At 44.5% G+C, this 11560-nt stretch carries 12 protein-coding genes and 1 pseudogene; 2 read left to right on the top strand and 11 right to left on the bottom strand.

What is annotated here, in order from left to right; all coding sequences use genetic code 11:
* Together FTU17_RS15790 and FTU17_RS15785 are read left to right on the top strand one after the other, a co-directional pair.
* On the top strand, nucleotides 1-122 hold a 122-nt coding region (locus FTU17_RS15790), incomplete at its 5' end, for a zinc ribbon domain-containing protein (protein ID WP_180005585.1).
* 35 nt (nucleotides 123-157) lie between these two features.
* Nucleotides 158-352, top strand: a complete 195-nt coding sequence (locus tag FTU17_RS15785) for a hypothetical protein (protein ID WP_180005485.1) — start codon at nucleotides 158-160, stop codon at nucleotides 350-352.
* Nucleotides 353-370: 18 nt separating this feature from the next.
* Here FTU17_RS15785 and FTU17_RS15780 read toward each other — a convergent pair whose 3' ends face one another.
* The 11 genes and pseudogenes from FTU17_RS15780 to FTU17_RS15730 all read right to left on the bottom strand — a co-directional run.
* Nucleotides 371-772 (bottom strand): Na+/H+ antiporter subunit G, encoded by a 402-nt coding sequence (locus FTU17_RS15780; RefSeq protein WP_180012110.1) that lies wholly within the window; start codon nucleotides 770-772, stop codon nucleotides 371-373.
* A gap of 12 nt (nucleotides 773-784) precedes the next feature.
* Nucleotides 785-1060: a monovalent cation/H+ antiporter subunit F gene (locus FTU17_RS15775; protein WP_078189410.1), complete on the bottom strand. Its 276-nt coding sequence runs from the start codon at nucleotides 1058-1060 to the stop codon at nucleotides 785-787.
* A complete protein-coding gene (locus tag FTU17_RS15770) occupies nucleotides 1057-1578 on the bottom strand; it encodes a Na+/H+ antiporter subunit E (protein WP_180012108.1) in 522 nt (173 codons plus the stop codon). The genes FTU17_RS15775 and FTU17_RS15770 overlap by 4 nt, the downstream gene beginning before the upstream one ends.
* Nucleotide 1579: 1 nt before the next feature.
* A complete protein-coding gene (locus FTU17_RS15765) occupies nucleotides 1580-3388 on the bottom strand; it encodes a monovalent cation/H+ antiporter subunit D (RefSeq protein ID WP_180135982.1) in 1809 nt (602 codons plus the stop codon).
* Entirely contained in the window at nucleotides 3388-3753 is a 366-nt protein-coding gene (locus tag FTU17_RS15760) for a Na+/H+ antiporter subunit C (RefSeq protein ID WP_078189407.1), read from the bottom strand. The genes FTU17_RS15765 and FTU17_RS15760 overlap by 1 nt, the downstream gene beginning before the upstream one ends.
* Nucleotide 3754: 1 nt before the next feature.
* Complete coding sequence (locus tag FTU17_RS15755) at nucleotides 3755-6595, bottom strand: monovalent cation/H+ antiporter subunit A (RefSeq protein WP_180135983.1); 2841 nt, start codon at nucleotides 6593-6595, stop codon at nucleotides 3755-3757.
* A 342-nt stretch (nucleotides 6596-6937) separates the two neighbouring features.
* A complete protein-coding gene (locus FTU17_RS15750; RefSeq protein ID WP_180135981.1) occupies nucleotides 6938-8341 on the bottom strand; it encodes an AAA family ATPase in 1404 nt (467 codons plus the stop codon).
* A 46-nt stretch (nucleotides 8342-8387) separates the two neighbouring features.
* Nucleotides 8388-9890, bottom strand: coding sequence for a UvrD-helicase domain-containing protein (locus FTU17_RS15745; RefSeq protein ID WP_180009538.1), 1503 nt, complete (start codon nucleotides 9888-9890; stop codon nucleotides 8388-8390).
* Between the two features lie 9 nt (nucleotides 9891-9899).
* Nucleotides 9900-10682, bottom strand: a complete 783-nt coding sequence (gene hisIE, locus FTU17_RS15740) for a bifunctional phosphoribosyl-AMP cyclohydrolase/phosphoribosyl-ATP diphosphatase HisIE (RefSeq protein ID WP_180009539.1) — start codon at nucleotides 10680-10682, stop codon at nucleotides 9900-9902.
* 96 nt (nucleotides 10683-10778) lie between these two features.
* Nucleotides 10779-11357: pseudogene (locus FTU17_RS15735) on the bottom strand (FAD-dependent oxidoreductase); the annotation flags it as partial.
* A gap of 63 nt (nucleotides 11358-11420) precedes the next feature.
* Nucleotides 11421-11560, bottom strand: a 140-nt coding sequence (locus FTU17_RS15730) for a transposase (RefSeq protein WP_180107216.1), incomplete at its 5' end; no start/stop codon positions are given.

The following is an 11560-nucleotide window of genomic DNA, read 5'->3' as shown; positions in this document are numbered from 1 at the left end:
TTGGAATAAGAGAATGGGAGTGCATGAGCTGTGGTACAGCTCATGATCGAGATATAAACTCAGCTCTAAACATTCTTGCGCTTGGGCATAAGCGTCTAGCTGTAGGAATCACCCTCTTTTAAGGGGGTGAGGATGTCAAGAATTGGCGAATCTTGAGATGAGTCAATATCAGCCTAAATGGTCTGATCATTTTCAAAGTAGTTATGAAACAAATATGCTGATTGATTTAGCTGAAAAATATGGTTTAAAAACGACGCCATATAACCAAAAGCGTTTGCAATATATGGCTCAAAGTAGCGTATTTGAAAAAATGTGGATGCGAATCAAAGAATTTTTTAGCTCGAAGACATAAACAAAACTGGATCTGGAATTAATCCAGATCTTCCGGTTTTGAATGGATTTTAGAGTGAAAGGCACGGCGCCGAGTTCGTTGCCAAGGAAGAGGGCGATTGAGCGCTTCTGGTGCATCACCACTCATCGAGCGCAGTCGTAAATGTAATGCCGCTTGTGCCATGAGGTTTGCAGAAACCGGTGCGGTGATAAAGGCAAAGAGCGTGATTAGGATTTCTGCAAAACCAAAACGACCTTGAAATGCTGCATAAATAATTGCAGCAATTAGAAAACTTCCTAAGCCTAAGGTGCTCGATTTGGTCGGTGCGTGCAGACGCATAAATAAGTCGGGTAGGCGAACCATGCCAATACCGCCGACCAACATGAAAAAAGCGCCAATAACCAAAAAAATCGAGACCAAAATTTCCATGACTAATTGCATATTAATGGACTCCTAGTCGATCACGTGGCCAGTGGTGAAATAGCGTGCTAAAGCGGCTGTAGACACAAACCCAAGCATGGCAACCAATAATGCCCCCTCAAACATCGATGTACTTGCCCAATAAATACCTAAAATGACAATTAAACAGGTGGCATTTAAAAATAAGGTATCTAAAGCAAGTAGTCGGTCTACGATTGAGGGTCCCATCACTAAGCGGATGAGGCACAGTAACATCGAGATCGTCACCGCAACTAAACAGATGCCAAGCGCATACGGTAAAATTGTCATGTGGATTCTCCTGTATCAGCGCCAAAAATGAGGATGAGAGGGCGTTCATAGCGCTCTTTAATGGTTTGAATTTCCGCTTCAGGGTCATCCGTGCTCAGCGCATGGACCAAAATATCACCACGGTCTTGGTCAATCCCAGCAGACACTGTACCGGGTGTGGTGGTGATGATCATCGCAAGTAAAGAATTGACTTCCTCATGCTGTGTATCGAGAGGAACACGGAACCATTTCGGGTGCAGTTTATGTGTTGGCCCAAGGACTAATTTTGCAACATGGATATTACTGACAATAATATCCCACAGCACCACAAAGAATAATTTACATGCTGCCAGCCAGTTGATATTCGGCGTTCGGTCAATAAAAGGGCGAACCAATCGTGGAATAACAATGGCTAAAACCAAGGCCATGCAGAGTGTGGCCGCATCTAGACTGTGCGCTAACATCACCCAGCTCAGACCAACCATGACTGATACCAATGGATGCGGAAACCAGCGATTTAATACAGATGTTTTCGCCATGTTAAGGTGCCTCCATCGGTTTTAGTTGGGTCTCTTCAGGTAGTTTTTCTTCTTGTTGCTGTCCTTGAATTTGGCGTTGCTTATACTCAGAAATATGCTCGCCATGTAGAGTTTCAGGTGCAATCAATGCAGGAATGAGGTGTGCATTTGGATCGGCTGATTCACCACCATATTTAGTTTCAGGTAAATTTTCAGGATCATAAGGTTGAACACTGATGATTTGACCTTTTTCATCCTTTTTTAGCAGCAATGATTCATATAATGGATTGTTTTGAATTTGCTGCGCAGTTTTGTAGGTATAGTCATAGATCGGTGCAGCAAAAACCATATATCCCACAAGCGCTGTTAACAGCAGATAAATGGTTTTGGCATTACGAAGCGGTGCCTTATTCGGCAAAGCCTGATAACGCTGATATTCTTCAGTATCAATATCATCTTCTGGGCGAGATGAACGCCAGAAAAGCACAAAACCAACTCGAGTGAATGCGATAATACTGAGTAAACTCACCAACAATACGATCAAAATAATCATAATTTGGTAAGGTGAATTGGCCGTTGCTTGCAAGAGAAATACTTTACCCAAAAATCCACTAAATGGCGGTAGACCAGCCATCATCAACGCAATGATGAAATAGCAAACAGCAACGGTATTATGCTGTTTCATACGGGGCGCAATTTTAAAATGATCTTTAAATTCGCCACGTTGTGAGGTAATCCAACCCGAGAGAATATAAAAAGCTGCACCAATGATGGTACTGTGAATCAGGTAATAAAGCCCCGCAGCCCATGCATCAGTATTAAAGAGTGAAATCGCAACCAATATTGTCCCGATAGAAGACAAAATCATAAAACCGACAAAACGACGTAAGCGATCCGTTCCGATAGCACTATAGGCACCATAGAGCGAGGTTACTAAGCCAATCGGTAACAACCACTGGTGTAAGATTTCACGGCTAATCCCATCGTCAAACACAGTACCATTGACACGGAGAATGGCATAGATGCCGACCTTGGTCATTATAGTGAATAAGGCTGCCACAGGCGTGGTTGCCACAGCATAGGTCTTTGGTAACCAGAACCCTACAGGCAGCATTGCAGCTTTGATGCCAAAGACAGTGAACAGTAACAATGCACCAGCCACAGCAATACGATGTTGATCCGCTTCAAGCAAAGGCATAAGTCGTGCAACATCAGCCATATTTAAGCTACCTACACTGCCGTAAATCATCCCGAGTCCAATCAGGAAGAGGGCAGAGGCAAATAGGTTAATGGTGACGTAATGAATACCAAGCTGAAAACGTGCTTTGCCTTGACCATGTAAGAGCAAAACATATGATGCCATCAACAGGATTTCAAAGAACACAAACAGGTTAAATAAATCGCCTGTCAGGAACGCACCACACAAACCCATCAGTAAGAAATGGCACATGGCATGGAAATAACGACCACGCTCGTCCCATTCTTTGCTGGCAAACCACATCACTGGTACAGCAAGTCCATAGGTCAGCACCAACATGAAAGCTGAGAGTCGATCTAGGACTAAGACGATGCCGAATGGTGCGGCCCATTCACTCAGGTTATAAACCAAAACTTGACCAGAGCTGGCGATCATCAAATAACTGATAGATGTGATCAGCCCGAGAATGCCTGAAACATAACTGATTCCACGACGCCAAGGTTGTCGCCAGTCATGCGCCAAAGAACCAGAGCCGGGGTTGCCCAGCAGGACTAAAATAAATGCAGTAATTGCAGGAATTAAAATACTGAAAATCGGGCTATGCGTAGTCCAAAATTGGATGAAGTCATGCATTATGGCTCATCCTCCCGCGGGTCAATTTGCGGTATTTCTTCTTTGGAGTCCACATGATCTGTTCCGGTTTCATAGCGGCTACGCAGAGCCAATTGTACGATAAAGGCTGTGGTCGCAAAGCCAATCACAATGGCGGTCAGGACCAAGGCTTGCGGTAAAGGGTCGGTCGCTTTGGTGGTTTCAGTTAACACAGCCGGTGCGTTGACATGAATACGTCCCATGACAAATAAAAATAAGTTCACAGCATAGCCAATCATGGCTAAACCCAGCACGACAGGAAAGGTACGTGCCCGCAAAATCAGGTAGACCCCTGTTGCGGTCAGTAAGCCAATGGCTGAAGCGAGTAAAAATTCTAAACTAATCATCTTATTCGCCTCTTGGAACTGGACCAGACATACTCGAGTGACGCGAGTCGCCTAAGACGGAAATCATTAACATCGTCGCGCCCACCACGGTGATGTAAACACCTGTGTCGAAGAGGGCAGCGGAGGCAAGGTGCATTTCGCCTAAAATTGGAGGTGAGACATAGATATGGGCACTGGTCAGGAATGGGCGGCCCCATAGCCAAGCAGCGATCCCTGTCAGACCTGCAATGGTTAAACCAATACCAATCCACACTTCATATAAGCGACCTGATTTTGCACCAATCAATTGTTCGGCACGGTCTTGACCAAGCGCAATATATTGAATCACTAAGGCCAAAGAGGTAATTAAACCTGCAATAAAGCCACCGCCTGGTAAGTTGTGACCCCGTAGGAAAATATACAGACTGACCACCAAGGCCAAAGGCAAAATCCAAGATGAGGTAATACGGAACATCAGTGGCGACGGATTAAAACGATAGGTTAGACCTTGCGTAATGGTGGTGCCATGAGCACGCATACCATCCATCATGCACAGCGTACCAATTGCGGCAATTCCCAGTACGGTAATTTCACCAAAGGTATCGAAACCACGGAAATCCACCAAGATCACGTTGACCACATTGGTACCACCGCCAAGTGGGATAGACTGCTGCATGAAGAACCATGAAATGGAATTGTGATCACGGGTCATGATCAACCATGAAATCCATGCAATCCCTAGACCTGCAATAATCGCAATCAATGCATCTCGCCAACGACGTGACACGCTCGACTCATAAGGGGTGAGCTGTGGTAATAACGATAAGCTCATGAGTAAGAGCACGGTGGTCACCACGTCAACAGTAATCTGTGTCAACGCTAAATCGGGAGCGGAGAAACAGATAAACACCATGGTCACAACTAGACCGACTGCACCACTGATGAGGACGGCTTTAATCCGTTCATGGTGGAACCAAAGCATCATCCAACATGCAGAGAATAATAATAGCCATAGAACGATCGCGATGACCGGTGCATGTACCAGTTCACGGCTGCCTGTGCCGATGCCTTGCAGCCAAAATGGAACGATGACGATGGCCACACTAAAGATCAAAATCCATAATAAATAGCTTTGTAATTTGCCATTTTCAGTAAAGCGACGGAACTTTCTTGAGCTGAGTAATAGATGCTTTAAAAATAAGTCGAACAGCACTTTACCTTGTAATCGACCCAAAAGTGGATCTAAGTCGATCCGGCGTAATTTGCCGCCCTTCGCCAATGCGAAATAGAAAACTAAACCACCCAAGAGTGCAATCACGCTCATCAAAAGGGGGGCATTTAAGCCATGCCAAATCGCTAAATGTGTACCTTCAAACGCAGTATTTTGAATACTCGCACGCGCGGTACTATTGACAATATGCTCAACCAATAATGCAGGGAAGAGTCCAACTAAAATACATAAAGCAGCCAGTAAGGTTGCTGGTGCGCGCATGCCAAACGGTGGTTCATGCGCTTCTTTATTGGGAACATCTTTCCCTAGTGGACCATCAAAAAATACCCCATGAACCAAACGTACCGAATACGCGACAGCAAAGATACCGGCAAAGGTGGCAATGATGGCTGACACGATCATCACTGGTCCAGTCAGGTTGGCTAACAATTCAGTAAAGAACATCTCTTTAGAGAGGAAACCATTGGTTAATGGGACACCTGCCATAGAGGCCGCAGTGATCATGGTTAGCGTTGCTGTAAATGGAAGTAATTGCCATAAACCAGAGAGTTTTCGTAAATCACGTGTGCCTGATTCGTGGTCAATAATCCCTGCGATCATAAACAGGGCTGCTTTGAAGGTCGCATGGTTAATGATATGGAAAATGGCAGCCGCAACTGCGAGGGGAGAGCCGATCCCGAGTAAGCAAACAATCAGACCTAAATGGCTGATGGTGGAATAGGCCAAAAGCCCTTTTAAATCTTCTTTGAAAATGGCAAAGAAAGCCGCCATACATAAGGTAAATAAGCCAATAAAGGTGACCAAGTTGTGATACAACGTAGCGCCTGCAAAAATCGGTAATAAGCGTGCAAGCAGGAAAATTCCGGCTTTCACCATCGTGGCAGAGTGTAAATAGGCCGAGACGGGGGTCGGTGCCGCCATAGCATTTGGCAACCAAAAATGGAAAGGGAACTGCGCACTTTTAGTAAAAGCCCCCATTAATATTAATAGCAGTGTGGGTACAAAAAGCGAGTGCTGCTGAATTTGACTACTCATCGTTAGGATTTGATCAATCTGATAGGTGCCCGTGATTTGCGCCAACAGAACAAAACCACCCAACATACATAGACCACCCATGCCTGTAATGGTCAAAGCCATTCGAGAGCCACGCTGAGCTGCGTCGTAATTACTCCAATAACCAACCAAAAGGAAAGATGAAATGCTGGTAAGTTCCCAGAAAATAAGCAATAAAATTAAATTATTGGACAATGAAATGCCGAGCATGGCAGCCATGAACAGCATCAATAAAACATACAGTTTACTGAGCGAATTCTTTGGACTTAAATAATAGTAGGCATAGATATAAATTAAGGTGCCGATCCCGGTAATGAGCAGGGAAAACAATAAGCCCAGTGCATCGAGACGGAAACTGAAATCAATGCCAACTTGAGTGAGCCATGGCCATGTTTGAATGATGGTTTTGCCATTAAATACATCTTGAGCCTGACTCAATAATAAAACTAAACTGCTGAGGCTGACGCCAATCGCCCCTAAAGCTGTTACCCCGCGAGAGAATTGCTTCAACCACGAGACAAGTGTTGTGCCTAGTATTAACGGTAACAATATAATAATCGGTAGCACACTCGTATCCATTGTCATGATTAGGCGGTGAAACCTAGGTGTATTTCATCTTTCAAGGATTACAGGACAGCAAAGAGCAGTCCAAAAATTCAATCTTGAAAGCCATGTGTGTCAAAAAAATTAAAAACAAGCTGTGTTGCGCAACTCGTAAAGCGATAGCAATTTCCGATGTTACTATGAAAATTGCAAATAAAACCGATCATATTACATGCGTAAAACAACATCAATCTTTTTTATGAACCACTTACACATTATACGCCTGACGAAACTGTCTAGACATCTATTGCGGCCTTGTTGCTGAATATTTAAACATCGAGGCTATGGATTACGCTCACTTAATCAGCCTCAGTTTTTTTAACTTAGCGGTTGGATCGTAACGTCCTGATCACCCCGCTGTGATAAAGCCCTAACCAATTCTTGTTGCTGTTGCTCGGTCAGTTGCGTCTGGATTAATTGCAACATGTGCTGGATCGTATCTGGGCTGTTCAGTGGCTCATTTAATTCAGTCTCTTCAGTTTTGGCTGGAAGCGATACCTTTGATCCGAGTTGCAACTGCTGATAAATCTGATCATAAGTTTCTTGTAGTTTTTCAGGCTGAATCTCACTGAGCTTTTTATTCTGTAGTTGTAAGCACTGAAAACGAGAAGCCTGTTCCAGCAGTTCAGGACGGTTGCCGCTGGCAATGATTTGGAGTCGTGGAAACGCTTGATTTAAACGGGTCAAAATCACTTGAGTCATGTTTTGATCGAGTTGGTGGTCTATGGCGTCGATCAATAAAATACCGTCACCTTCTTGGCACGGATATAAGCTATGAGGATTGAGTAGGCACAGGCGACGCACAATATCACCAATTAAGGCCACAAGGTTGCGGACACTATTCGACAACTGTTGAAACAACATGTCTTTGCCTTGATAGCAGACCATTAACTGTAATCTAGGGTGATATTGCAGATAAATATTGGTCACATCGGGCAACACGGTCTCTAAGGCTTGTTTTAATGATCTGAGTGACGGCGCGTGTAGATCGGCCTGAGCTTGCGCCAGTTTTTGTCCAAAAAGTGGCGTGTCAGATGTGTTGGATGAGTCAGTTGGTTTTTTTGGATGTAATAAATTTTGAATTAATTCGGCACTTTGTGCATTTTCTATATCGGATATTTCTCGAAACCACTCAAAAAAACGAATAAACGTGGTAAAGGGAATGGCCGAGATTTCATAGGCATGTGAAGGCTGAAAAATAGCAGGATTATTTTTATTGAGAATATTTACGTCGTTGACGAAGCGTTCAGCAGGGTAATAGGCAATGAGCGGCAGCCCTTGTAACGGATCAGCTTTGAGGGCTTTTTGATACAGCGCAACCATCGATTCCAATTGCTGTGTTTCGGCCTTACTAAGGCCGACGCCTTGACTGTTTAAGGTTTTATACAGTTGCCATGAACAACATTGTGGGTCTTGGTCTTGCTGATCACTTGAAAGCTGAAATGCGCCAATGTCTTCGGGAAAACTGACCTGAATATCAAGTTTCGATTGTAAGCGATTTAACATGATGTCTTGATCGAGCATCACCACACCTGCTGTACGCAAATCTTTATAGCGTGCAGCAAACCAAGTGAGGGCCTGGTAACTAAAGCGCAGTAGGGAGGTTTTTCCAGAACTTTGATCACCCAAAATTAAGGTAATCGGCAGATCGTGATAATTAAAATTGAGGGTGATATCAGTAAAATGAAGGGTGTGCTTGAGTTGAATCGATTGTATTTTCATGGTGCACCTTTTACTGATTTATTGTTTATTCACCTTTTTCATCATACTAGCTGACCGCTTGCGCCAAAGATTTGGGCATTTGACGTTTTAAGTGCTGCATCAAGTCATAAATATGATGGATATTTAAACTTACTTTAGCACGTGTGCAGGCCACGTAAAGTAACCGTAACTCTTCGTCACTAATTTTATAATCTTTATCGTTGAGCTTAAATTGGTAGTCATCTTCAATATGTACCCGATCCCATTCTAAACCTTTGGCTTTATGGGCGGTCGAGATGATGTAGTCGGCTTGATCAATCGGGGTGATTTTCGCCAGTGCCTTTTTCAGTGGGTCAGTACCGTGGTCATCGACCAACTTCACCAGCGGTTTAATATCGCTGCCGTCATTGGTCTCGCAATATTCATGTACATCATGCCATGAGTTAAACCATGCAAGCTCTGGGACATCGACCACGCGTTTACCTTGCTTGAGCATGGCTGCAGCATCGACAAAACGATTGAGTCGTGCATGATCTGCTTGCAGGCTGACTTTTTCACCTTTGACCAAACCTGCCAATAACAGTTCCATCGCACGTGCATTGGTACGACATAAAATGGCATCGCGCATCTTGGTATGCGGTTTATTGACCACTTTAGAGTTGAGCTGCGGATTACCCAATAACGGCACGGTTTCATTCAATGCGCCCAGCAGAGCATTGGCGTTCAAGGCAATTTCTTCACCAAAACGGAACGACGTGGTTAAACGTGATTCGGGTAAAGGGAGTTGCTGCATGGCATTGACTGCGCCACGCCATGCATAAATTTGTTGATGCGCATCGCCAACATAGATGACCTGAGTATTACGCTGTTTCAGTAAAATCCCTAGCATTAGTGGGTCAGCATCCTGAGCTTCATCGAACAGCACATAATCCGCAGGAATATTCGGTTCAGACAAAGCCCAAAGTTTTAAATAAATATCGTGTCCAATCCCTGCTGCATGGTTCGGATCAATCGACTCTAACCAACGACGTTCAATGGCAGGATACAAATGCTTTTGTAAGCTTTCGATATCGTCTGGATGCAACCAACTCGGTGCTTGTAGATGTCGTGGGGCAGGGTACTGTGAACTGGTCGAACAGAAATAACTAACAGCATTTGCCACCAGACTCGCCAAACGCGAAGGCATGAGTACATATTTTTCATAACGACCGCCCATCATACGACGTAGGGTGATCGGTTCTAGTCGATATTCTTTGGCAATAAAACTGGGACTTAAACGTGGTAGACGCAGTTTATCAGTCACTCCACGTGGAACACTACGATAAGCCAATGAGTGGAAGGTTCGACAGTCGACATTTTGATGAAAACGATTCTGTGCTTCGGTGGCAATGGCTTTGTTAAAGGCCAAGTACATGCCACGCCGCTGAGGCATGGCATCACTGATCATTTGGAGTGTGGTGGTTTTACCTGTGCCAGCATAGGCGATCACTTTAAATGATTTGCCTAGACGTGCGTTATCTATGGCAGTAGCCTGCTCATAGGTCGCGGTCGGTTTTTTAAGCTCTGGCACGGTTGCGTCTTAGTGCTGACGGTTGGCTTTTTCAACCAAACCGGAAAGGCCTTGACGACGAGCGAGTTCGTTAAGTACCAATTGTGGATCAATATCGAAATAACCTAGCATTACAATGGTATGGAACCAAAGGTCTGCCACTTCGTAAATCAGATCGTTTTTGTTGTCTTCATTGGCTTCGATTTTAAAATCTTTAGCGGCAATGATGGTTTCAACACTTTCTTCACCGATTTTTTCTAAAATTTTATTCAGACCTTTATGGTAAAGCTTTGCCACATAAGAGGATTCAGGGTCGGCTTGTTTGCGTTCAGCCATCATTTTACCTAAGTAGTCGAGTACTTCGACTTGCTCAGATTGTACATTGGACGCATTCATCGCAAGGGTATGTGGATTTGCTGATTTTGCACCATAAATTGCAGCCGGATCTTTCAATTGCGCATCGACAACTTCCCAGCCATTGGCAGTAAGTTTGCGATAGAAACACGACTCACGACCGGTATGGCAGGCAATGCCGCCATGTTGTTCAATTTGTAGCACAATCACGTCAGCATCACAGTCCAAACGGATTTCATGCACGGTTTGGAAATGGCCAGATTCTTCACCTTTATGCCATAACTTATTGCGTGAACGTGAAAAGTACACCGCTTGATTTTTTTCTGCAGTTTGCGCCAACGCTTCACGGTTCATCCATGCCACCATCAATACGCGTCCGCTTTGATGATGCTGTGCAATAGCAGGCACTAAGCCTTGTTCGTTAAATTTTACTTCATCGAGCCATTGCAGGTTGTTCATGAGGATTTCACCAATTCAAAAATCAAAAAATAAATGCCGCAGCATTTGAGCAGCATCATAGTGTAAGCCATCAAGAGAATGATGGGGAGTTAATTCTTAATCAAATTTTAAATTGCGCAGTTCAGCCGCAGAATCATCTGCAGACTTGCGGGCTATGTCGGCATAATTCATTTGCCTACATGCACCTGTTTTTAAGCCAGAAATCGTGATGGCCATTTCTTTGCGGAAAAACGGCAGCTGATACATGGCACGAAATGAAATATCACGCAGCGGCGCTGTCCAGCGATGATGTGATTGATAAAACGGTGTCAGCAGGCGGCTAAAAAATTGGTAAAACCGCACGGACGGCAACCGCAGTTGATGATACTGCTGCCAGAGGTTTTGCAGTGAGAAATCCTGTTGATATTGAAGCAGGGCTTGACTGGTGGCCCATGCGTCGAGCAGCGCCATATTGGCGCCTTGTCCAAGCTGCGGACTCATGGCATGAGCCGCATCTCCTAAGATACCGATACGACCTTCACCAAGTTTGCTCAGCACCACATCACGATAGTTGGCAGACAGCCATTGCTGCGGATCATCTGGATGTGGAATCACATGCGCTAACCATTCTGCAACACTCAGCCAGCGTTTCGAAACTTCAAGCAACCATTGCTGCTGTGCGCTTTTGGTTTTTAACTAAATGTGCGGAATTCTCCATCTATAATCTGTGATTTAGATGGAGATGGATAGCACGCCTTTTCAGTCGGGTCTTTCTTGGTTTTGGATGTATTCTCGAATTACATCAATTGTCGCTCCACCTGTTGTAAGTAGACAGTATGCCCTCGTCCAAAGCACAGGTTTCCAATAATAAGGTTTTAGTTCTTCACCGAACTCCTTGC

The sequence above is a fragment of the Acinetobacter sp. YH12070 genome, assembly GCF_013419625.1.
In the GTDB taxonomy this organism is placed as follows: Bacteria; Pseudomonadota; Gammaproteobacteria; order Pseudomonadales; family Moraxellaceae; genus Acinetobacter; species Acinetobacter amyesii.
The sequence above is the reverse complement of the archived record's forward strand: the minus strand, read 5'-3'. Positions and strand labels throughout refer to the sequence as shown.

Coding starts and splice junctions, on each gene's coding strand:
- FTU17_RS15785 (WP_180005485.1), top strand. CDS start 158: ATGAGTCAATATCAGCCTAAATGGTCTGATCATTTTCAAAGTAGTTAT.
- FTU17_RS15780 (WP_180012110.1), bottom strand. CDS start 772: ATGCAATTAGTCATGGAAATTTTGGTCTCGATTTTTTTGGTTATTGGC.
- FTU17_RS15775 (WP_078189410.1), bottom strand. CDS start 1,060: ATGACAATTTTACCGTATGCGCTTGGCATCTGTTTAGTTGCGGTGACG.
- FTU17_RS15750 (WP_180135981.1), bottom strand. CDS start 8,341: ATGAAAATACAATCGATTCAACTCAAGCACACCCTTCATTTTACTGAT.
- hisIE (WP_180009539.1), bottom strand. CDS start 10,682: ATGAACAACCTGCAATGGCTCGATGAAGTAAAATTTAACGAACAAGGC.
- FTU17_RS15765 (WP_180135982.1), bottom strand. CDS start 3,388: ATGCATGACTTCATCCAATTTTGGACTACGCATAGCCCGATTTTCAGT.
- FTU17_RS15755 (WP_180135983.1), bottom strand. CDS start 6,595: ATGGATACGAGTGTGCTACCGATTATTATATTGTTACCGTTAATACTA.
- FTU17_RS15760 (WP_078189407.1), bottom strand. CDS start 3,753: ATGATTAGTTTAGAATTTTTACTCGCTTCAGCCATTGGCTTACTGACC.
- FTU17_RS15770 (WP_180012108.1), bottom strand. CDS start 1,578: ATGGCGAAAACATCTGTATTAAATCGCTGGTTTCCGCATCCATTGGTA.